Origin of the sequence: Candidatus Methanoperedens nitratireducens, from assembly GCF_900196725.1 — an archaeon.
Taxonomy (GTDB): domain Archaea; phylum Halobacteriota; class Methanosarcinia; order Methanosarcinales; family Methanoperedenaceae; genus Methanoperedens; species Methanoperedens nitroreducens_A.
Genome location: NZ_FZMP01000193.1, coordinates 1 through 22,392, shown reverse-complemented (window position 1 = coordinate 22,392; position 22,392 = coordinate 1). Strand labels below are relative to the sequence as shown.

Annotated in this window: 27 protein-coding genes; 20 read left to right on the top strand and 7 right to left on the bottom strand. The window is 46.2% G+C overall.

The window, feature by feature from the left end; genetic code table 11:
* Positions 1–27: 27 nt before the first annotated feature.
* The 7 genes from MNV_RS12795 to cysS all read left to right on the top strand — a co-directional run bounded on the left by MNV_RS12795 (position 28) and on the right by cysS (position 5,730).
* Complete coding sequence (locus MNV_RS12795; protein WP_096206354.1) at positions 28–1,194, top strand: putative sulfate/molybdate transporter; 1,167 nt, start codon at positions 28–30, stop codon at positions 1,192–1,194.
* Positions 1,187–1,759: an FmdE family protein gene (locus MNV_RS12790; protein ID WP_096206353.1), complete on the top strand. Its 573-nt coding sequence runs from the start codon at positions 1,187–1,189 to the stop codon at positions 1,757–1,759. Before MNV_RS12795 ends, MNV_RS12790 begins: the two co-directional genes overlap by 8 nt.
* A 243-nt stretch (positions 1,760–2,002) precedes the next feature.
* The gene (locus MNV_RS12785; protein ID WP_096206352.1) at positions 2,003–2,272 is read left to right on the top strand and encodes a hypothetical protein; all 270 of its coding nucleotides are present in this window, start codon (positions 2,003–2,005) and stop codon (positions 2,270–2,272) included.
* Between the two features lie 81 nt (positions 2,273–2,353).
* Positions 2,354–2,716: an OB-fold nucleic acid binding domain-containing protein gene (locus tag MNV_RS12780; protein ID WP_096206351.1), complete on the top strand. Its 363-nt coding sequence runs from the start codon at positions 2,354–2,356 to the stop codon at positions 2,714–2,716.
* 42 nt (positions 2,717–2,758) lie between these two features.
* Positions 2,759–3,760, top strand: a complete 1,002-nt coding sequence (locus MNV_RS12775; protein ID WP_096206350.1) for an ATP-binding cassette domain-containing protein — start codon at positions 2,759–2,761, stop codon at positions 3,758–3,760.
* An 8-nt stretch (positions 3,761–3,768) separates the two neighbouring features.
* On the top strand, positions 3,769–4,515 hold the full coding sequence (locus MNV_RS12770; RefSeq protein WP_179293982.1) for an ABC transporter permease: 747 nt from the start codon (positions 3,769–3,771) through the stop codon (positions 4,513–4,515).
* A 3-nt stretch (positions 4,516–4,518) separates the two neighbouring features.
* Entirely contained in the window at positions 4,519–5,730 is a 1,212-nt protein-coding gene (gene cysS / locus MNV_RS12765; RefSeq protein WP_096206348.1) for a cysteine--tRNA ligase, read from the top strand.
* Here the strand turns inward: cysS and MNV_RS12760 are convergent.
* The 7 genes from MNV_RS12760 to MNV_RS12730 form a co-directional block, all read right to left on the bottom strand.
* A complete protein-coding gene (locus tag MNV_RS12760; RefSeq protein WP_096206347.1) occupies positions 5,717–6,055 on the bottom strand; it encodes a DNA-binding protein in 339 nt (112 codons plus the stop codon). The two genes, cysS and MNV_RS12760, sit on opposite strands and share 14 nt — an antisense overlap.
* Positions 6,056–6,058: 3 nt before the next feature.
* The gene (locus MNV_RS12755) at positions 6,059–6,508 is read right to left on the bottom strand and encodes a 30S ribosomal protein S19e (protein WP_096206346.1); all 450 of its coding nucleotides are present in this window, start codon (positions 6,506–6,508) and stop codon (positions 6,059–6,061) included.
* An 85-nt stretch (positions 6,509–6,593) separates the two neighbouring features.
* Positions 6,594–6,842, bottom strand: coding sequence for a YhbY family RNA-binding protein (locus MNV_RS12750; RefSeq protein ID WP_096206345.1), 249 nt, complete (start codon positions 6,840–6,842; stop codon positions 6,594–6,596).
* The gene (locus MNV_RS12745; RefSeq protein WP_096206344.1) at positions 6,839–7,207 is read right to left on the bottom strand and encodes a roadblock/LC7 domain-containing protein; all 369 of its coding nucleotides are present in this window, start codon (positions 7,205–7,207) and stop codon (positions 6,839–6,841) included. The genes MNV_RS12750 and MNV_RS12745 overlap by 4 nt, the downstream gene beginning before the upstream one ends.
* Entirely contained in the window at positions 7,207–8,376 is a 1,170-nt protein-coding gene (locus tag MNV_RS12740; protein WP_096206343.1) for an ATPase domain-containing protein, read from the bottom strand. The genes MNV_RS12745 and MNV_RS12740 overlap by 1 nt, the downstream gene beginning before the upstream one ends.
* Before the next feature lies 1 nt (position 8,377).
* A complete protein-coding gene (locus tag MNV_RS12735; protein WP_096206342.1) occupies positions 8,378–9,082 on the bottom strand; it encodes an RAD55 family ATPase in 705 nt (234 codons plus the stop codon).
* Between the two features lie 73 nt (positions 9,083–9,155).
* Positions 9,156–9,563, bottom strand: coding sequence for a UPF0146 family protein (locus MNV_RS12730; protein ID WP_096206341.1), 408 nt, complete (start codon positions 9,561–9,563; stop codon positions 9,156–9,158).
* A 102-nt stretch (positions 9,564–9,665) separates the two neighbouring features.
* On the opposite strand from MNV_RS12730, the gene MNV_RS12725 reads away from it, so the two are divergent.
* The 13 genes from MNV_RS12725 (at position 9,666) to mtrH (ending at position 22,317) form a co-directional block, all read left to right on the top strand.
* A complete protein-coding gene (locus MNV_RS12725) occupies positions 9,666–10,745 on the top strand; it encodes an NADH:flavin oxidoreductase (RefSeq protein WP_096206340.1) in 1,080 nt (359 codons plus the stop codon).
* A gap of 4 nt (positions 10,746–10,749) precedes the next feature.
* Complete coding sequence (locus MNV_RS12720; protein ID WP_096206339.1) at positions 10,750–12,858, top strand: PAS domain S-box protein; 2,109 nt, start codon at positions 10,750–10,752, stop codon at positions 12,856–12,858.
* A gap of 94 nt (positions 12,859–12,952) precedes the next feature.
* Positions 12,953–14,926, top strand: coding sequence for a hypothetical protein (locus MNV_RS12715; protein WP_143311776.1), 1,974 nt, complete (start codon positions 12,953–12,955; stop codon positions 14,924–14,926).
* On the top strand, positions 14,923–15,141 hold the full coding sequence (locus MNV_RS12710; RefSeq protein ID WP_096206337.1) for a hypothetical protein: 219 nt from the start codon (positions 14,923–14,925) through the stop codon (positions 15,139–15,141). The genes MNV_RS12715 and MNV_RS12710 overlap by 4 nt, the downstream gene beginning before the upstream one ends.
* 261 nt (positions 15,142–15,402) lie before the next feature.
* Positions 15,403–17,214, top strand: coding sequence for a KUP/HAK/KT family potassium transporter (locus MNV_RS12705; protein WP_096206336.1), 1,812 nt, complete (start codon positions 15,403–15,405; stop codon positions 17,212–17,214).
* 136 nt (positions 17,215–17,350) lie between these two features.
* Positions 17,351–18,253, top strand: coding sequence for a tetrahydromethanopterin S-methyltransferase subunit E (gene mtrE, locus MNV_RS12700; RefSeq protein ID WP_096206335.1), 903 nt, complete (start codon positions 17,351–17,353; stop codon positions 18,251–18,253).
* A complete protein-coding gene (gene mtrD / locus MNV_RS12695) occupies positions 18,253–18,981 on the top strand; it encodes a tetrahydromethanopterin S-methyltransferase subunit D (protein ID WP_096206334.1) in 729 nt (242 codons plus the stop codon). The genes mtrE and mtrD overlap by 1 nt, the downstream gene beginning before the upstream one ends.
* On the top strand, positions 18,978–19,808 hold the full coding sequence (gene mtrC, locus MNV_RS12690) for a tetrahydromethanopterin S-methyltransferase subunit MtrC (RefSeq protein WP_096206333.1): 831 nt from the start codon (positions 18,978–18,980) through the stop codon (positions 19,806–19,808). Before mtrD ends, mtrC begins: the two co-directional genes overlap by 4 nt.
* Positions 19,809–19,810: 2 nt before the next feature.
* A complete protein-coding gene (locus MNV_RS12685) occupies positions 19,811–20,137 on the top strand; it encodes a tetrahydromethanopterin S-methyltransferase subunit B (protein ID WP_096206332.1) in 327 nt (108 codons plus the stop codon).
* Entirely contained in the window at positions 20,138–20,860 is a 723-nt protein-coding gene (mtrA, locus tag MNV_RS12680) for a tetrahydromethanopterin S-methyltransferase subunit A (RefSeq protein ID WP_096206331.1), read from the top strand.
* Between the two features lies 1 nt (position 20,861).
* Entirely contained in the window at positions 20,862–21,083 is a 222-nt protein-coding gene (locus MNV_RS12675; RefSeq protein ID WP_096206330.1) for a tetrahydromethanopterin S-methyltransferase subunit F, read from the top strand.
* A gap of 4 nt (positions 21,084–21,087) precedes the next feature.
* The gene (gene mtrG, locus MNV_RS12670; RefSeq protein WP_096206329.1) at positions 21,088–21,348 is read left to right on the top strand and encodes a tetrahydromethanopterin S-methyltransferase subunit MtrG; all 261 of its coding nucleotides are present in this window, start codon (positions 21,088–21,090) and stop codon (positions 21,346–21,348) included.
* 18 nt (positions 21,349–21,366) lie between these two features.
* Entirely contained in the window at positions 21,367–22,317 is a 951-nt protein-coding gene (gene mtrH, locus MNV_RS12665) for a tetrahydromethanopterin S-methyltransferase subunit H (RefSeq protein WP_096206328.1), read from the top strand.
* The last annotated feature ends 75 nt before the right edge of the window (positions 22,318–22,392 follow it).

Sequence of the window (22,392 nt, the reverse complement as noted above, 5' to 3'; positions counted from 1 at the left end):
TATGGAACCATCATCAAATAATAATTTATGAAGAAAGTGAATTTCGGATACCTGAACATACGGTTTGATAGAAATGAAATAGCAGGTTCACTTGGAGATCTGGGTACATTTATCGTATTTTTAGTCGGTGTTGTAACTATTTCAGGCATGGATCCCTCTCCGATACTGGTTTTTAGTGGGATTTTTAATATATTCAACGGTTTCGTATTCGGACTGCCAATGGCGATCCAGCCCATGAAAGCCATCGGGATCATAGCGATATCCAATAAATTGCCTTCTACGACCATAATCGCCGCCGGTTTTTTGATGGGATTAATTATATTTGTGTTATCTATGACCAGGGTTATTTCAAAGATAAATAATTACGTGCCCAATTGTGTGGTTCGCGGGATCCAGCTTGGTCTTGGGCTAATATTTTTAAAAACCGGTGCAGATTTGATAATAGCCACCGGAAACTGGTCAGGGTATGATAGCTATCTTACTGCATTACTTGCTGCAGCTACAGGATTTATTCTACTCAATAACAGGAAAATCCCGGCTGCCCTTGTTATTTTTGGCATCGGGATTTTATTGATGCTCCCTAATTTTAAATCCTCCATCTCTCTGGATCTTTATTCTCCTGTGATGTTTATTCCTGATGCAGGTTCTTTTTTATCAGCATCGTATCTGATGGTGATCCCACAGCTTCCTCTTACAATCCTCAATTCTCTGATCGCTACAGTGGCGCTTGTAAAAGATTATTATCCGGAACAGGCAAAAAGGGCAAATATAGATAAGATAGGGTTCAATATGGGTCTGATGAACCTTCTTACAATGCCATTCGGCGCAATGCCCATGTGCCACGGCGCCGGCGGACTGGCTGCCCAGCACAGGTTCGGCGCGCGCACCGGGGGCTCTGTTGTATTTCTGGGCGTTGTTAAATTGCTGCTTGGACTGTTCTTCGGAGGCTCGGTGCTGCTGCTTTCCAGATCCTTCCCTGTCAGCATACTGGGAACAATGATAATGTTCGGGGGGCTGGAGCTTGCAACCCACATAAGAAGTGTGACCGCACACAAAGAGGTGGCAGTCATGCTGCTTGTAGCTGGCACATCCTTTATTGTCAATATGGCATTTGGATTCCTTGCAGGCATGATACTTTCATACTACTGGAAATTCAACAGCCACGATTATGTAGAACAGGAGATCCATGGATAAAAAAATCGTAAATCTTGCAACAGAGCTTCACGGCCATCTGGCGCCCGGCATAGCTCTCGGATTAAGAATGAGCGAACTGGCACTTTCGCGCCTGAGTGCGAAAAAGGGAGATAAGCATCTTATCGGGATATCCGAGACCGCGCGGTGCCTTGCGGATGCAATGCAGGCGGCAACGGGCTGTACCCTGGGGCATGGGAATGCGTTCATAGAGAGTTACGGGAAGCTTGCGATCACGATAGGGGATACCAGGACAAAAAGAGGCGTGCGCGTGGCGCTCAGAGATAATGCCGGCAATTTTTCAGCGCTAATGAGCAAATGGATGATGCGCCTGGGTAAACTCTCGCATGAGGAAGAAGATGAACTGAGCGAACGACTGCTGGATATGGACAAACAATATTTTTTGATACAGGATATCATAATAGAAAAGAGCCAGAATTTTGATAACTCAGCTATAGCAAGATGTTCGGCATGTGGTGAATATATACCTGAGAACCTGGTTGAGAAGAAGAATGAGGGGGTTTACTGTAAAGCCTGCAGCGGGAACAGGTACTATAAGACGCTGTAGATTTTCGATGCGTTAACCTGCTTCGTACATATGAGTATAATGATGAGTATAATGATTATATATATTATCAAGAAAATATATATATAGTTCTAAGGCATTTAATTACTGAGGATCTCTAAGACAAAAACGCCCTATACGTTATCAGTAAACTGGATAGGAAACAGGTTTCAGCGAGGCAGTACGATGCTTCAGTATTACCCTGCTGTCGGTTCAATAATTCAACGAGGGCATGGAGGAACTGGTATGAGTATTGGTGGTAAGATTGTATTAGGCACTCCGCAGGAGCGAGTAAGACTACTAAAAGCAGGCGTTGACGGCAAATTAATAGAGAAGCTGTATATTGAACGTAATAATATCATAATAGTAGGCAATCATCTGCTTTTTGATCAGTTCGATGATACCAGTAAAAAGATCAAAGCTCAGGTCGTAAGCTTTGACCACCGCGTTATAAAATGCCCCCGGCGATGTGCTCACTACCAGGGAATATTAGCGGACTGGGCTGTTTGTATTTAATCCTGCATGGAAGAAATTTTTGAAAAGTTTTATATCTTATGCAGGTATGGGACGTCTCACTGCTGATAGCCGGGTATCATAATGATGCAAAAAGAAGAAAAAATCGTAGTTGTATTGCTTGTAATGGCTGCGCTATCCCTTATCATAGGATACTTCGGTTTTTCTTCCCAGCCTGCAGCTTATTCAAAGGATTCAAAGGTTGGCGAGCGCGTGCAGGTTGAAGGAACTGTACTTTCCAGGCAGATGACAAAGAACGGCGACAACCTGATAATTACACTCTCAAACCTCGATGTCAAGGTGTTCGTAGCTGAAAATAATGGTGCCAGGGAAGTGTACGGGTCTGTAAAGAACGGGGAGAAGGTGAGGATAACCGGCAAAGTCCAGGAATATAAGAATGCAAGGGAGATCGTGGTTGGGAACGCGAAGGATATTGTAAAGTTATAAACACGTCAGATTTTTATGCTTTTCATTTCATAACTGGTAATTATGTTGATCAAAACCGAAGCCCACTGTACTACCCCTGAGAGCAGTGGTGCAGTTATAAAAACCGAAGCTCTCACTAAAAAATACGGGAAACTGATAGCAGTGGACAGCTTAAACATGGAGGTCAGAGAAGGCGAGATATTCGGTCTCCTCGGTCCCAACGGCGCAGGAAAAACTACGCTGCTCTCAATGCTCTGTACCATTTTGAAACCCACTTCCGGCAAAGCCTGGGTGAGCGGCTTCGATATCGTTAGAGAGCCGGCAAAGGTGAGGAAATCCATTGGCATAGTCTTCCAGCAGCCCAGCGTGGACGATTTGCTCACAGGCAGGGAGAACCTGAAAATGCACAATCTTCTGTTCGGAGTGCCGCGGGAGATCAGAAAGCAGCGCATAGATGAAGTCCTGTTTCTTGTTAACCTGGAAAAACGCGCCGATGACCTTGTGAATACGTACTCAGGCGGCATGCGCCGGCGGCTTGAACTTGCGCGCGGCATAATGCACCATCCCAGGGTCCTGTTCCTTGATGAGCCAACGCTCGGTCTTGACCCGCAGACAAGGGAGCATATCTGGGAATATATACAGGAGCTTGCAAGAAAAGAGTGCATGACCGTCATGCTGACGACGCATTATATGGAAGAGGCTGAGCAGTTATGTGACAGGGTTGCGATCATAGATTACGGAAAAATTGTGGCTCTTGATTCACCGGACACGCTTAAAAGCCAGATAGCCGGGGACGTTGTTAAGCTGAAACAGAAGAATCCGGATGTCGAAGCGATAAGAAAGCTTGATTATGTCAAAAAAGTTGAAGAAAAGAATGGTCTTCTCTATATATCGATCAAAGATGCGAGTATGCACCTGCAGGACCTTCTGACCCATACGGGTCCGATAGATTTTGTGGAAGTGAGGAGCGGAACGCTTAACGACGTGTTCCTGCATTATACAGGGAGAGAGATACGTGAGGCTGAAGCCGAGGGCGGTTTCTGGGAAAGGGTGATGAAAAGATGAGTCGGCTTATGAATGAACTTGAAGGTATGTACGCAGTCTGGCTTCGCGAGGCTAAGATTTATGTCAGAGAGAAGGAACGGCTCATATCTTCAGGAGTCTCACCGCTTCTCTGGATATTCGGTTTCGGAACAGGTATAGGTGCGAACCTGAAATCTATCGAGGGGTATCCTTACCAGGTTTATATCTATCCTGGGATAGTGGTCATGGCGGTATTGTTTACATCATTGTTCTACGGGATATACATAATCTGGGACAGGAAACTTGATTTTTTAAAAGAAGTACTTGTCGCGCCCGTTTCAAGAGCCAGCGTATTTACGGGAAAGGTGCTCGGCGGCGTAACAGATGCAATGGTGCAGGTGATATTTCTTCTGATCATCGGTCTTTTTATAAATATCCCCCTGAAACCGCTTATCGTAATCGAGGCGTTTTTTATGCTTATGTTGATATCAGTTGCCATGGTAAGCATCGGGCTGGTGATAGGCGCAAACCTGAAGAGTCCCGAAGGTTTTGGTCTTGTGATTAACTTTGTCATGTGGCCCATGTTTTTCTTCAGCAATGCCCTGTTCACGCTGGAAAATATACCCCCATGGCTTACTACACTGACATACATCAATCCTATGACCTATGGCGTGGATGCTGTGCGCGGCATTATACTTGGTATCAACCATTTTCCATTCTACCTTGACATTTCAGTAATGTTGATTTTTTCAGCGATTATGATGGTTCTGGGAGTGTTAAGTTTCAGGAAGATGTAAAAAATGTTAAAACTCTTTAATACACTCACGCGGCAAAAAGAGATTTTCCGGCCGTTGGGCGATATCGTGGATATCTACACATGCGGTCCTTCGGTCTACCAGTACGCACATATCGGGAACTTCAGGACGTTCATATTTGAGGATGTGCTTGTAAGATACCTCAGAGCCAGGGGCTACAGGGTGAAAAGAGTGATGAATATCACAGATATAGAGGATAAAGCCATAACAACGGCTAAAAAACAAGGGAAGACGCTGCGAGAGATGACAGAATATTATTCTAAGGCGTTTTTTGAGGACATGGAAATGTTCAATCTGCTACCGGCCGATGTTTTTCCGAGAGCCACGGAGCATATACCTGAGATTGTAGATATAATAAAAAAATTGATGGAAAACGGCTATGCCTATCGCGGAAAAGATGGCTCGATATATTACAAGGTATCCAGGTTCGGCGGCTGGGGAGAACTTATACACTTAAAGCTTAAGCCGGGGAAAAAGAAAATAAAGCGCGATGAATGGGGCGAGGAATCGAATATATTATCTGATTTTGCTCTCTGGAAATCATACGAGAAAGAGGACGGGGATGTTTTCTGGGAAACAGAGCTGGGGAAAGGCCGCCCGGGCTGGCATATTGAGTGCTCTGCCATGGCAACAAAGTATCTCGGAACGCATTTTGATATACACGGGGGAGGAATGGATAATATCTATCCTCATCATGAGAACGTGATAGCCCAGAACTTCGGGGCTTTCAGGGAAAACCCATCAAAATACTGGCTCCACTGCAGGCATCTTATGATAAACGGCAAGAAGATGTCAAAATCATTAAATAATGCCTATACCCTGGCCGAGCTTGTCAGGATGGAGTTTGAGCCGATGGCTGTAAAATACCTGCTGCTATCGATGGGTTACAGGAGACGGTTGAATTTCACATTCGACGGAATAGAGGAATGTGGAAAAAAGCTTGAGAAGCTCCATAATATAATAGAAAGCCTGCGGAATGCGAACGGCAGGGATGATGCTTCAAAGCTCGTAAAGAGGGCAAGGAGGGAATTTGAGCGTGCGATGGATGATAGCCTGAATACGGGGAAGGCGTTGAAAGTGATGGAGGAGTTTGCAGATGAGGCCGGTAAGATTAGTCCGGGGAGGGAATCGGCTGAAGAGATACTTGAGGCGTTCAGGATTTTTGATTCGGTACTGGGATTGCTCAAACCCTTCTGATCTGCATCTCCCTCTTCTTGGGCTGCAACTGAAGCAGCAGCGCCTTGAGCTTGGCATCATCTATCTTTGTCTGGAGCCTTCCGCTCTGCGCCAGCGCGACTAACTGCGCCTCGACATTAGCCACAAGCTCAGGCTTTGTCATCCTGAGGGTGTTCAGCCTCTCCCGTGCCTCAGGCGTGAGTATCTGGCGCAGTATCGCCTGCTTCTTTGCCTCGTACTCGGCTCGCGCCTGCTCCTGCTGGGCACCCTGCGCCTGTGCAGCGTACTGCTGCTGCTGCAACTGCTCAAGCTTGCGCTGTCTTATCTCTTCGATATCTTCGTCCATATTCTAATATTTGGCCATAGCCGGGTTTGTTTTAACGAGCTCTAATTTGACTTCGTTAGCCGCGTTATCCATGAAAGCCTGTCCCTGCGGTGAGATAGTCCTTCCTGTCTTCTGGGTCTTGATGAAGCCCGATTTCTCAAGCTGCTGCAGTGCTTCTCTTGCGACCGAGCCGCTTCCTTTTGAGAAATCCACAGGCGTCACACCGTTCCTGTGCCTGCCGCCGTAGAAGCTCCGCAGGCGTGAGACCCCGACAGGTCCGTCGATATAGATGCGCCTTAATAGCGAAGCGCACCTGACGAACCACCAGTCGGAGTTATCCGGTGCAAGTTCCTTGTGGCAGCCTGTCTTTGCAAATTTAGCCCACTCTGGGGGCTTGACCTTCTGGTCATTCTTTAATTTCTGTGCCACGCTATTTATAAGCGTCTCTGCGGGCACGTCATATATTGTCGTCAATCTTGATCCTCCGTAAAATCATCTCTATATGGTAATGAGATTATCTTTATACTTAATGGGGGGTGATTAATCTATCGGATAGTATTTACCCTTTTCGGCTGTACACAGCAGTATTTCCCCTGGTCTGGACAAGTTCCGAGCCGCTCAGGTCTGCCAGTTTTTGCATTAATTCCTTTTTATCCCCCTCAATAAAAGATGTCCTGAGGAATCTTACTTTTACAAGCTTCCTGCTCTTCAGTTGTATTTTCAGTTCCTCGACAACGCCCTCTATACCCGCCTTACCTATGTGCAATGTTGGTTCAAGTGCCGAATCCGTTCCGTATCTTTTTATCATGGCAGTAACTCTTTTAGCTTCATTGCTGCTTTCTCAAGCTCAAGAAGTATTAATCCTAACCCGGTTTCAGAATTCACAATAACGATAAGCAGTGCTTTTGGCCCGGCGCCTGTTGTGATCAGCCGTCCGTTAGCGGTTTCCACGATAATCCTTTGAGGAATGCCTTTCCCGAACTCTATGGTCGCGGTCTCAGCCGCGCCAAGCATGGTGGCTGACATTGCGGCGATGGACTCTGCAAGCTGCTCTTTCTGTAAAACGCCGCGGATTAGCAGCCCATCCCTGCTTGCGGCAGCGCAGGCTTCCACACCCCCGACCCTCTTGAGGTCTGCGAGGATCTTATCTACCATATCAATGGTATCGGGCATCAGGTTCCTCCTGTTATCTTATCTATCAGCACTTCAAATGCCTCAAATACCCCTTTCCTGTCTTTTGCCACCGCAGGGACAATAGGAACATCTGCCGCCAGGTTGAACTGTGCCCTGATTTCTTCAGGCGTCAAAGCCCCGGGCAGATCCTGCTTATTGGCTATAACTACGTACGGCAGACCATAGGATTTGGTAATCTCCAGCATCTGCTTCGCGCGGATGAAGTCCGTGCGGTTCGTGGAGTCCACAATAAGGAAAACGCCCATGGATTCGCCGCTTAACAGCTTTATTATCGGGTCAAACCGCTCCTGACCCGGTGTACCGAAAATATCCGCACTGAAACCCTTGTAATCAATATGACCGTGGTCCATGGCTATCGTTGTTCCAAGCCTGTCAACGGATATCGCCCTGGTCGAGAGCGCGTGCACGAACGTGGACTTACCGGAATCAAACGGTCCCGTAACAAGTATCTTCGGTATGTACAGCTTTATCCCGCCGGGGCGCAGCACCCTGAAAAGCATGGATTTTTTAATTTCCTTTGCCCAGTCGGACTTAAGAATGCCGAAATATTGCCCGAATATGACCCGCTCGGCTATCCCGCCGATGGAAATGACGGCATTGAACAATTCCCCTTTTATTAATTTCAGTGTTTCTTCAGAATAAGGCCAGGCTGTGAAATTATAGACCATGATATGGTCATACAGCATTGCCATTTTGTTCCACTCCCTGACAGCCTCGATTGTTTCCTTCTCCCCGCACAGGTCCATTACTGTAGAGAGGGAGCCGAACACTATTGTGCTTGGCGGCAATTCTTTTATTAAACCAATTATTATTTTATTGAAGGCTTCAATGTTATCCGGGTTCGAAACAACATACTTTTCATTTGAAGGAGCGCCGATCAGGGGATTATAAGCATCAACGCAGAACAACCTGCTGACAAAAGGCTGGATATCCCATCCGAACTCCTTGAACTGGCTTTTCAGGATATCCGGTATTGTGCTTGATACTACGAGGACGCAATTTCCGCCTTTTTTTAGTGCATTGTAAACCGTTTGCATCCCGAAGACCTCCCCCTCAACACCCGGCTGGATGTAATAAACAAGACTTTTGCCTTTAGGTATTCCTCCGTTCAAGAACTCATCCAGTTTTGGGATACCTGTCTCGACCATGCTATTTTCTCCCGACGATCTTTACGTTGGCACCTTCTATCTCGTATTCAAACCAGGGAGTTGGTTTCGGGGATAAACCCACCACCCTTATGAAATTCTTATCGTCTTCAGATTTGATCTCGATCATGCCGTCAAAAAGTTGTTTTAAGGTCGCAATCGACTGTTCATCGTGCATGCCGCTCTCTATCGTGTATATCCCGAGCGCCCCTGTGGCTTTGATTCGTCCTGTGAAAACGTGAAGGAACCTGAATACAGTCTGAATATTTGAGTACATCAATATAGTCGAGAGCGAGTTTATATGTAGCTGGGTTTTCTTGATGTTCTTTTTCATGTAGTATTCTTCAAAGAACTGGCTTATTTTCACCCCGATCCCTGTCAGGTCAACAGGGCTGCTCGCTATCTTGATATTCTCATTCTCAGCAGCCGCGCCGCCGAGCGTCTTTGTGACGCAATCAACTATCCCGACCCTTGCTAACGGCAGGGCCAGTTTATGTTCTTTGAACCACTCTAAAATATTGGTCGCTGATTCGCGGGTCGTGACCGTTATTACGGCGTTCTCGTTCTTTGCCGCGCCGTAATACATAATATAATACAGAATGACTTCCTTCCCGCTCATAGGCGGGCCGATCAGCATTATATTCGAGCCTTTCTTTATGCCGCCTATTACCGCGTCCAGTTCTTTGATACCTAGTGTATAGTCACTCATCGTCTTGCCTTCAGTACTAATTATACTATTTAAATTTTAGTATATATAAATAGCTACTACAAACATAAAAAATCTACGTTACGGTTCTATACAAATAAAACCTTGCCTTCTTATAATTTAATAGTTTACAATTATTATAAACACACCCCAGATCAGCCTTTTCATTCCCGAACGGCCTGATGATCAGGTCAGCCCCTACTTCCTTTGCTACCCTGGCTATTGCCTCTTGAATATCGATTGGCGGTCTTATCGAGTATATAAGGGAGGCGCCTTTATATATGCTCATATCAGGAGAGAATATATCGTCCCTGCAAAATCTGACGCCTTCATGTTCCTGCTCACTGACATCGGTCACGACCACGTCCATCACGTCCTTTAATAAAAGTGCGACCTGCGGCAAGCTGCCCACTCCTACTTCCACAACCTTTTTCCTGTAGTTTTCCAGGATATATTCTGCCAGGTCTTTATAATCTTGGATCATCGGACAGATTACTATTATATGTCTTTATGAAACTATCGAACAACCGGCATAACGTGAGTATTCAGTTAAGTTTAAAACAGGTTAACACCTAAAATACAACATATGGGCTTAAATAGTGTATTCAAACCTCTTGATATTGGCAATATCAGCCTGCCTAATCGTGTTGTTTTTCCGGCTTTCCAGACAAATCTCGCCTCATCCGACGGTACTGTTACTGAAAGATTGATGAATATGTACGGGAAGCTTGCCGCAGGCGGCTCAGGTATGATAATAGCCGGATGTATAGCGATCTCTGACGAGGGTGCCCCGCAAACGAACGTTTTAAAGATAAACCATGACATGCATATAGCCCCGCTGAAAGAACTTTTTCGTCTCATCGGGGAAAACGGGGCAGTACCGGCAGCCCAGTTAATACATGCCGGCAGGCAGACTTTATCCATGATGACCGGTCACAAGCTTGTCGCCCCGTCAGCTATCCCATGTCCTGTCATGAAAGAGATCCCTGTGGAACTGGATAAGGACGGGATAGAGAGGATACAGGACGATTTTGTGGCTGCTTCCGTAAGGGTTAAAAAGGCAGGCGCAGAATTGATAGAACTTCACGGCGCCTTTGGTTACCTTATCGGCGGATTCCTTTCACCTTATTCGAATAAACGTACAGATAAATACGGGAAGGACAGGGCGCTGTTTTTTACCGAGATAATCGAAAAAGTCAAAGAAAAAGTAGAGGATGTACCGCTCTCCTGCCGCATAAGCGGGGATGAGTTCGTGGAGGGCGGGCTTACACTTGATGAGACACGGAAAATAGCGCAAAGACTTGAAGAAGCAGGGGCTGATGTCATTAGCGTGGCTGCAGGTACGTATGCAAGCATGGCTCATATGGCTCCCACGCAGGATATGGGCGAAGGTGTGCATGTACACCTTGCAAAGGGGATACAGGAGGCTGTAGATGTGCCAGTGATGTGCGCCGGGAATATACGCAGCCTGGAATTTGCAGATAAAATCATTTCGGAAAAGAAAGCAGATCTTGTTGCTATATGCAGACCTCAGTTAGCAGACCCTTCGTTTGTTAAAAAATCAGCAAGTAAACAACCGTTCAACGAATGCACCGACTGCGGTACCTGTATATATTTCTTAAGGGGGGAGAAATCCGTCACCTGCCCGCAGAATCCGGAGCTTTGAGACCGTGGAGAGCAAAAAACGAAAGCTCAAAGCATTATCAGATATTGCATCGATAGATATCACTCTTGAATTTAGTGATATATTAAAGAATGTTCTTGAAATTACCTGCGAGACCATGGAAGCGCACTCGGGTACTATAATGCTGGTCGATGAGAAGGATTATGAACTCAAGCTGGTAGCATCCTACGGTTTGCCGGATGACTATATTGAGAGAGTTTATGAAGCTGCAAAAAATGCAGGTTTGCCTATAACATCAAGCCCCTCGGGTACAGTGTTAAAAACGGGTAAACAGTACATAGTTCCGAATGTATTCGAAGAACCCGCTGATAAGCCCTGGAAGCATTTAGCAGAAGAATTAGGATTTTCCTCCCAGATATTCACGCCCATGAAAAGGGGATTGAAAGTTATCGGTTTATTAAATGTTTACAAGGCGAAGGTGCATGAGTTCACAGAGGAAGAGAGCAATTTTGTAACAATCGCTGCATCCCAGGCTGCATCGGTAGTTCAGAATGCCAGATTGTGCAGCAGGTTGCAAAAAAACATACTGGAGCTTGAGGAGTATGAAGGGCACCTTGAAGAGAAAATAAAGAAGACCCATAAGAAGTTATGTTACTCCGAAAAATATCTCAGGACGGTGATCGAGTCATCCCTTGACGGGATAGGAGTGATGGATGAAGTCGGCAGGTTCGAGTTCGGAAATAATGCATTTTTCAATATAACCGGCTGGCAAAAGGAAGAACTGATCGGGCAGTTTTTCATGAAATTATTCCCCGAAGACGCACAGGAATTTATAAAGAAACGCTGGGAGGAACTTCAAAAAGGGATTGCAGCTCCCTGTGAGACAACAGTGAAAACCAAAAACGGCGGAATAAAATATATCTACACGTCCTGTTCGCAAACAGAGGTAGACGGGCGGAAAAAATACGTAGGCATTATCAAGGATATAACCGAAAAAAAGAGGCTGGAACAGGAGCTGATAGAATCCGAGATAAAATACAGAGACCTCTTTGAGAAGGCTGATGACCCTATGTACACCCTGGATACCGGGGGTTATCTACAGACAATAAACAATGCCGGGCTTAAGGCACTTGGATGTACGAAGGGGGATGTGATCGGGTCCCACATATCGAAGTGGCTTACACAGGAGAGCCTCAGGGTTTCCATGGAACTCCTGCAAAAACAGCTCTCAGGAGATAACCAGTTTGAGCAACCGCCAACCCTTGAGATAATCTGTAAGAACGGAGACCACAGGCTGGCTGAGATAAGAACCCGTGTTATCAGGGAAGGCGACAGGATAACAGGCGTTCACGGCATTGCCAGGGACGTAACTGAAAAAAGGAGATTGGAACAAAAAATCCGGGATTATCATGAAACGCTCAAGAAATCATGCGAAGACCTCATCGAAGCTGACAGAATTAAGACTGAATTTATCTCGAACATAACACATGAACTGTTAACGCCCCTTACATCTATCAGGGGATTCACCGAGCTGCTTTATGATGAAACCACAGGGAAAATCAATGATGATCAGAAAAAGAGCCTTCAGATAATCCTGCGGAATTCGGACAGGTTAATCCGTCTGATAAAGGACCTGCTTGATGTTTCGCATCTTGAAAAGGACAAATTCGGAATGCGGTTCGGACTGATATCGATCGAAGATATAATTTCAAGATGCATACAGGATTTACAACCACAGGCTAAATATAAAGAAATCACGATAATCCGGAATATAAATATGCTTCCCAGGATATGGGGGGACGAGGGAAGGCTTACCCAGGTCATCACCAATTTGCTGGCTAATGCAATAAAATTCACACCGCAAAAAGGAACGATAACAGTAACTGCAAAAGAGAACCACAACGAAGTTAAAATCAGCATAACCGATACAGGCATCGGCATCCCTCATGACCAGCTTTCCCGCATATTCGAAAGGTTTTACCAGATAGACGGTTCAAACAGCAGGAAATACGGGGGCGCAGGTCTTGGGCTCTCGATATGCAAGAGCATAGTGGAAAGCCATTATGGTTCCATCTGGGCTGAAAGCGATGGTAACGGCAGCACATTCCATATAGTACTACCAAAACTGGAATGCATCAAGAAGAACGGGCTCTGAGGATGTTCCGGGGAAAAAGCATAAAACATAATAGCATCCACTGGATTTAAATATTTGAAATAATAATATTATTACGGTCATGGAGACTGATAATATGAATAGATTCAGGACTATTGTGATACTGGCGATGGTTTTGACTGCAATTACGACAGTTGCATATGCAAATACCGATGTTTCTGGTGGCTCTGCAACTGACGCCATCAATAACTATTCCAAAGGCAAGATAACCCGTGATGCGGTCAAGACCGAGATAAGTAACAAATACACAGCAGGCACGCTTACAAAAGCCGACCTGAAGATAGCAATAACCGCAGCCTATAACCATAATGTGCTGAAAAGGGACGACATGCGCTGGCTGCTCGGGCAGATGTATAAAGAAGGTAAGATCACGAGAGGGGATTTGCGATGGATAATCATCGAAGCTTACAAGAAAGGCGCCCTCACAAGAGATGATGTGCGCTTTGTAATAGCGGAGGCGTACAAGAACGGGCAGCTCACAAGGGCTGATGTCAAGTTCATGGTGACGGAGGCGTACAAGGCAGGCGATCTCAAACGTGATGATGTTGCGTGGCTGATAACCCATGCATATAAGAACGGCGAGCTTACGCGCGAGGATATGAGATGGCTCGTCACACAGGCTTACAAGGCAGGCGAACTTAACCGCGACGATGTGCGCGTGATAGTGATAGTCGCATATAAGCACGGCGAACTCAAGCGCGAGGATGTAAAATGGATGCTCATGCAGGCATACAAGAACAATGAGCTTACACGGGAGGACATACGTATCCTTATTACAGCAGCCTATAACCATGGCGAGCTTACAAGGGCAGATGTCAAGTGGCTTATAATGGAAGCATACAAAGCCGGTGAGCTTAGCAAGGATGACGTGAAGTGGATACTGACAGAAGCTTACAGGTACGGTGAACTGCGCAGGACTGATATCGTCTGGGTGCTCAACGAAGCATACAAAGCAAAAGAACTATCAAGTTCCGATATCAGCGAACAGGACGTAACAGGGGTTACGGTAAAGACCGAACCTGCTGACGTGCCAAGCGTTGAGACAATAAAAGAGCCAAATGCAGAAACTGCGTCCGAAGCTGTGACTGCAAAGACCTTTGATGATTCGAACACCGCAGCACCGGCAGACTCTGTCATAACGACAAAGCAGGGTATGGTGCTTTACAGGTACGCATTGTTACCGATAGAGAAGCACAGGGTCGGCATGGAAGCCCTGATAGGCTACGTGCAGGCACAGGGCGAAGATGCATCAATGCTTGTAACATTAAAGGACGATTTCATTTCCCTGAGTGACCAGCTCAAGGCAGCGGCAGATGCAAATGATTACAAGGAAGGCATGAGCATTGTATCCCGGATGAAGGAAACCGTCACCAGCTTCAGGACTGAGGTAAAGCAGCTTGTGGCAGGCAACGAGACGGCGGCAAAAGATACTTTGAACGCAGCGCTTGAGCAGAACAGCGACTATTTCGATTCGCTTGTAACAGAAGCGCGCGAGGCTCGAAAGGACAGGAATCTTGAACTTTTTGACCTGGCGAACGCCCGCGCCCAGGGAAGGCTTGATAAAGCCAAAGAGAAGGGGATCGATGTGAGCGCACTGCAGGCAAAGCTGGATGAGATAAAAGAACTCAGGAGCAGGCTTGTTGATGCCATGAACGCAGGGATTGCATCCTGCAAAGGTGAAGGACTTGGTAAATGCAGCACACCGGAGTCGGCAGAATATAAGACTCTCAGGGAGGAGATAAAGAATAAATACAAAGAACTTGCGGAACTGGCAAAGAGTACAGGACAGAGCCAGAGAGCAGCGCTGGCGATAACAAAAGCCAGGCAGATAACCGCAAATGGCGAGAAGATGCTTGGCTCTGCTGAGCAGCGCGGCATCGACGTATCTGCCGAGAAGGCAACGTTAAGTGAAATTAAAGCTCTTGTCGATTCGGCTGACGCAAAATACAAGAATAATGACCTTGCCGGCGCTAAAGAAGACCTTAAAAAAGCGCAGGAGAAGTTCAATGCCCTGAAAAATGATGTGATATCAAGGAGGAAAGCGAAATGAGACGACTATATTTAATCCTGGCTGTTCTTCTTATGCTGGCGGTGGTGATATCCGGCTGCGTGGGCAAATCGCCCGGAGAACGGTCACAGCAGAACCCAACTTCGCAGGCATCCATGCTTGAGGGTAATATAACCGTACCGGGGGAGAACGACCTGCAAATAGAGGATGTGCAGGCAAGCCCGGCAGAAGTTGTTGATATGGGCTCATTAATTTGAGCCCATTTTTAAATTTTTAGGGACAAAATACATCGTGAAACGAAAAGTACTTAAATATTCATCACATAAAAAGAACACGTTCGTTTTACAACGAACGAGATAAGCGGGTACTTTTTTCCACCAATACCACCCCACTCCCACTCCCCGCTTATCTTCCTCCCCTTTATATACAATAGCGAATCAATTAGAAACTATTAAAACCATTAAGGGAATCTTAAGAAAAGACCTGATTATAGACTATTTACTGGAGAAAAAAGAATCATGTTTGATAAAGAAACCCTTAATGGGGTAATAAAATCTTTCGGGCTGGTTTTTGGAGATATCGGGACAAGCCCGATATACACCCTGACAATCATCTTTCTCCTTACGAAGCCAACCGAAGCCAATGTTATAGGCATACTCTCCCTCATCATATGGACACTTATCACAATCGTGACGGTAGAATACGCATGGCTTGCGATGAGCCTTGGTCAGAAAGGCGAGGGAGGCACCATTGTTCTGCGGGAGATACTCATCCCAATGCTTAAGTCGGGCAGGAAGATCGGGTTCGTCACATTGCTTTCCTTCATAGGCATATCCCTTCTCTTCGGAGATGGTGTTATTACCCCTGCCATAAGCATACTCAGCGCTGTGGAGGGTATGCTATTAATTCCAGGATTTGAAGGGACAGGTCAGGATACCCTTGTTCTTATTGCAGGCGTAATCGCAATCGCCCTGTTCGCTTTTCAGAGAAAGGGAACCGAGAAAGTCGCTGGGGCTTTTGGACCTCTGACGCTGCTGTGGTTCATATCGCTTGCAGTCTCGGGTGTAGTTTCAATAATACAGGCACCATTTGTATTTAAAGCTATAAACCCATACTATGGTATTGAGTTCTTACTTGAGAACGGCATTGCAGGATTCTTTATACTCTCCCAGGTGATCCTCTGCGCCACAGGCGGAGAAGCATTATACGCTGATATGGGACAACTGGGAAGACTCCCCATCATCAAAGGATGGTATTTTGTATTTATTGCTCTCTCTTTAAATTACCTTGGACAGGGCGCTTTTATTATCCAGAATCCGGGGACAAAAAGTGTACTTTTTGAGATGGTATTCCAGCAGGCGCAAGTTCTCTATATTCCGTTTCTCATTCTCAGCATTATTGCTACTATAATAGCATCCCAGGCGATGATTAGCGGGATGTTCTCCATAGTCTATCAGGGAATTACTACCCGTGTTCTGCCCATGCTTAAAGTGGATTATACATCCAGCGAACTACGGTCGCAGATATACATAAGCTCTGCAAACTGGTTCTTGCTTATTTCCGTTCTATTTGTCATGTTTTTATTCAAGGAATCAAAATACCTTGCTGAGGCGTACGGTCTTGCGGTTACAGGGACCATGACGCTTACGGGTATAATGATGACATGGATATTTTATTTGAAGAGACAAAAATTCAAAACCTTGGCATCGTTATTCGTCACATTCGTTGATATGGTGTTCCTTCTATCAAGCCTGCACAAGCTGCCCTATGGAGGGTACTGGTCACTCGTTCTGGCGCTAATTCCTTTCGGCATAATCATGATATATACCTCGGGACAGAAACGGCTGTCCACCGCGCTCAAGCCGATGGACCTGGGCGAATTCCTTGAAAAATATAACTACATATATATGAACATGACCAAAATAAAAGGTACTGCGCTTTTCTTTGCAAGGGATGTGAAAAGGATTCCCCCCTACATTGTCAATACCATGTTCAACAACAATATCATTTATGATGATAATATCATTGTTTCGCTTATAAAAACTGATAATCCCTTCGGTATCAGCGGTTCTTTTAAGAATCACCTTTCAGACGGATTGAGGATTTTCGAAATATATATGGGATACATGGAAGTGGTCGATATGGAGAAGATACTGAAAGCATCAGGAATAAATGAAAAGATCATTCTCTACGGCATTGAGGATATCGTGACTGAAAATATCGTCTGGAAGATCTATTCCGTAATTAAGAAACTCACGCCCGCGTTCGTCCAATTCTATAAACTGCCTTCCCATAAGATACACGGGGTAATAACGCGGATCGAGATGTGAACAGATACGGATAACGGAACCTTATAATGAAAAATACAATTCGAAAGATTTATAACGCATAATAATGTAGTCCGTTAAAAACTATTCCAGTTTAGTTTTTAATAGTGATCACAGTTCAATATAGGAGGAAACAGTAATGGTATTAGATTTAACCATGAGTATGGCTGTATTGGCACTCATGGGAGCGCTTGCTACTATTGCAGGATGCCTTGAGGATTTAGAATCCGACGTGGGTTCCCAGAGCAATCCGAACTCCCAGGTACAATTAGCTCCTCAGATGAATTTTCTACACAGAATATACAATAAAGCAATCTCAGGTGAGCCGATAAGTAACGGTCTTTCAGCCGTTACAGGCGGTGTTGTAACAACCGTGCTCTTAAACGCCAGGTTCTATCCATTGATGGCGATAGTAATAGGCGCTCTTATCGCGGCGGTCATTTACGGCATTTTCTCAACAACCTCATATGCCGGCAGGGTTGCGAGCCAGACCAGGTTCAAGCAGCCCCTGTACATGGATATTATGCGATATACCACGCCATCGATTATCGGGCATAATTTCATCGTTTGTTTCTGCCTTGTGGCGATAGCGTATATCCAGTATGTAATACTCGGATACCCTTTCACAATCCCGTTCCTGGCACTGATATGGGGCATCTCGGTCGGTGCTATCGGTTCCTCGGTCGGGGACGTGCATTACGGCGGCGAGCGTGAATTCCAGAACCGTGAATTCGGCTGCGGTCTTAACACAGCGCTTTCAGGGCGCATAGTGAGGAAAGCAGAGTCGGGGCTCAGGAACAGCATTGATAATGTCTGGTTCTGCGCGAAGTTCGGAGGACCTGCGACAGGTATCGGTCTTGGTCTCACGGTGTTCTTTTCAAGCTGGCCAACGACCATCTTCGGATATACATGGACTGCGATTTTAGTTGGTGTTATAATTGTGATTGTGTTTGCAATCTTGAACAGGATTGTCGAAGTCCAGATAAAGAACGCATACGGTCCGTATAAAGAAGATAAAGAAGAAAAGGGGGCTGCTACATAATGGTTGCACTTGATCCGACAACACTGATAGATATTCTTTTGATTGGATTGAGCGGGACACTCATCTGTCTTGCCGTTCACTTTATTCCTGTAGGCGGCGCGCCGGCAGCAATGGCGCAGGCTACGGGAATTGGCACTGGTACCGTGGAACTTGCTGCAGGTTCGGGACTGGTGGGTTTGATCACATCAAGTTATATGTACGCCTATGAACCTTCGGCTTCAATGGCACTGGTAATGGCCGCGGGAGCAATGGGTTCCGCAATAATGTTAGCAAGCACGATGTTTTCCGGGGGTTTAATATACGCATATGGCGTAGCAGTGCCTTTTGCCTCGGCACAGGTTAAAAAAGATCCCATAACAGGCCAGCGCCAGGATACCTATATATCCAAAGGAACCCAGGGGCAGGGCATCCCGACAATCTGCTTTGTAAGCGGTGTAGTAGGCGCAGCGCTCGGCGGAGCAGGTGGAGGGCTGATATACTTTGTCCTGATGGGCTATTACACCCCGTTGATAGCAGCGACCAGTGCTGCCGCGGTAGCGGGTGTATTTACTATGGGTGTATTCTATGTTAATGCCGTCATCCCATCATACGGTGTGGGTGGAACGATTGAAGGAGTCCATGACCCCAAGTTCAGGCGTGTCGTTCCAAAAGACGTGTTCACGAGCATTGTTGTTAGTATGCTCACAGGCGTTGTTGCGATATTTATCGCCGGAGGAATGACACCATGAGTGACGTTAAAGAAATAGCACCAAACAAACTTCTGTTATTCGGAATAATTGGTGGGTTGATTGGAATATACCTCACTGATGTTCTGCCGCTCTTGGGAAGGCAAGTAGGAGGTCAGCTTGAAATTCTCCTCGTAATTATTTCCCCCACGTTCGGTGCGCTTGGAGCCATATGCGCTGTTATCTGGGGCGCTGAAGCGGTCAGGCGGGTATCAAAATACGGTCTTGGGACCGGCGTACCATCTATCGGACAAATTGCCATGGGAATGGGCATAGTTGCAGCCATGTTCGGCCTTGCAATAGTAAAACCACTGCCAATAGCGGGTCCTATCGTAGCTTTGATAACGGCATCTATAATCGGTTTCATAATAGGCTGGTTTGCCCAGCATGTAATAAAGATGAAAATTCCTGTAATGATCCGCTGCATGACAGAAATTGCAGCAGCAGGTTCCCTGGTTATTATAGGATATAGCTCTTCTGTGGCAGGAAACTTTGATTTCCTCGGAACTCTTATTCCCAAGGTTTTTGATACCGGTGTGATGCTTGCTGTATTCTGGGTAGGAGCAGTCGCATTGCTGCATCCTTTCAACGCCTGCCTCGGACCTGATGAGAAACAGAAGAGACTTCTGTACCTTGCAGGTTCTACAGGTGCGATCACAATGGTAATAATGGGTATTGCGGCTCTTATGACGCTCGGAGCGTCAGGAGCTATTACACTGGTGCTCGGGATCATTCTGTGGGTCATCTTCTACAAGAAATTCTGGGATGAGGTCTACAATGATGCTGCATCGGTGGTCGGAACCGGCCTGATTCCAAAGACGGAGGCATAAATATGAGTCATGTACGAGTTGCACCGGAACTTCACCTGATATATAATCCAGCAACAGGCGTAATCGCCGAAGAACGGGAAGATGTCGTGGAGTATTCGCTGGATGGCGTAAATACTCAAATTGATGAGCTTGATAAAATCGTGACGGATATGATGAACCAGCTTGACCCCAAGGCCGCGCTGTTAAGTATGTTCCCGGGTCGAGAGAATGCATCCTATAACGCAGGAATTGTCACGAACGCGTTTTACGGCGCAGTAATAGGGTTTATTATAGTCTTTTTACTGCTGATCGTTTTTAAGATATCAAGCTTCCCGATGGGAGGTGTGTAAATGGCTAATAAAGTCAAACCGGCAGCAGGCTGGCCTGTTGTTAAAGGAGAATACGAATCCGGGAATCCTGAAAATCCTGTCGCTGTGACCACATGCGGCTCACACGTCAAAGGCGCTGGACAACTGGCAGCAGGCGCTGCGATAACAGGACCGCATAAAACAGAGAACCTCGGGATAGAAAAGATCGTAGCGAACGTAATTTCCAACCCCAACATACGCTTCCTGCTCGTTACCGGTGCAGAGGTCAAAGGGCACATCTCAGGCGAAGCGATAATAATGATCCACAAGAACGGTATAAAAGACAACCGTATTGTAGGAGCTTCTGGAGCTATTCCTTACATTGAGAACCTGCCCGATGATGCGATAAAGAGATTCCAGGCACAGATACAGGTCGTCGAAATGATGGGCACCGAGGATGAAGGTGCGATCATTGCCAAGGTAAAAGAACTTGCAGCCAAAGATCCCGGCGCCTTTGCTGGCGAGCCCATGATAATCCAGGTCGGCGAAAAAGAAGAGGCTGCGGAGGTGGGCGGAGTCAAGCCCATGTCAGCAGAAATAGCAACGATACAGGCAAGGATCAAAGGCATCCAGGCACAAACCATAGACATCGGCAATATGAACAAGCTGATGGCGGGTATCTACTCGGGTAAAATAGAAGGCATATTGATCGGCCTGGTCTTTGGATTGACCGTCCTCGGGATAATAATAATCGGAGGTGTGTGAAATGGCAGAGGAATACGAATATGGAAAGGGCGTGCCGATGGTAGTATCCCCTTCGATGGCGCAATTGGAAACACTGGTTGAGGATATCCGCTACCGGGGCCAGCTCATAGCGAGGAACCAGAAGCTCGAATCCGGTGTCGGAGCCACTGGATTTATAGGATTCATAATCGGCTTCTTTATCGTTATGGCAACGGTATTGATCCCTGTTTTTGTAAAGGGGTGATGAAATGGCGGAAAAAGTCCCGATAGTGATAGTAGACCCTGAGGACTACAAGAATATTCTCCAGAGGCTGAACGATATAGAGGAAAAGATCGAGTTCACAAATTCGGAGATTCACCAGAGATACGGTAAAAAACTCGGAAGAGACATTGGTATTCTGTACGGAATATGCGCTGCGTTGATGATAGTTGTAGTGTACCTGCTACTGTTGTTATACCCCGTTATTCCGAATTTACAGAGGATTCTTATGAGGGCAATAGGGCTTTAGTTTAAATGAGGTGCTAAGATGTTCAGATATGATAAGAAACAAGAAGTATTTGAGTTCGGCAAGATCAAAGTCGGCGGACAGCCCGGAGAATACCCCACAGTACTTGTCAGTACGATGTTCTACTTAAAGCATAAGATTGTTACTGATGAAGATAAGGGTGTCTTTGATAAGGCTGCGGCTGAGAAACTGTGGAACACACAGGAAGTGATGGGAGATACAACAGGTCTTCCGTATTTCAACCAGCTTGTAGGAGAAACCCCTGAAGCGATCAAGAACTACATTAACTGGTTCGTGGAGATCTGCGACGATATCCCGTTCCTTGTGGATTCATCAGACGGTGCTACAAGAGCAGCGGCAGCAAGATACGCAAGGGAAATAGGGGTTGAGAAGCGCGCCATACACAACTCCATCAATGCAAGCATTGGTGCTGAAGAGATAAAAGCGCTAAAAGAGAGCAAGCTTACCTCTGCCATCGTCCTTGCATTCAATGCAACGAACCCGAGCGTGGAAGGCAAGCTGGAGATCCTTGAGAAAGGAGGCACAGGACAGGCAAAAGGCATGCTCGATGTTGCGAAAGAAGTGGGGATAACAAGACCACTTGTAGATGTTGCAGCAACCCCGCTCGGTGCAGGCTCCGGGGCAACCATAAGGTCAGTCCTTGCAATTAAAGGTAAACTCGGACTTCCGGCGGGCGGAGGGTTCCACAACATGGCTTCGGCATGGGACTGGATGAAGAAGTACAAGAAAACAGACCCGGAGGCAAAGACAGAATCATGGCCCCCGGTGGATATAGGCACGAACCTTGTCGCACAGATAATGGGCGCAAATTTCCTGCTCTACGGTCCTATAGAGAACGTCAAGAAGGTGTTCCCTGCTGTTGCGATGGTCGATATAATGCTGGCAGAGACTGCCAAAGACCTTGGCTTGAGCGTGCTGGCTGAATCGCATCCGATAAAGAAATTGGTGTAAACCACACCGATTTCTTTTTTTGTTTTTAAAAACGTCCATTAGCTGTATACAGTACTTCCGATCGGTCGTAGTTCC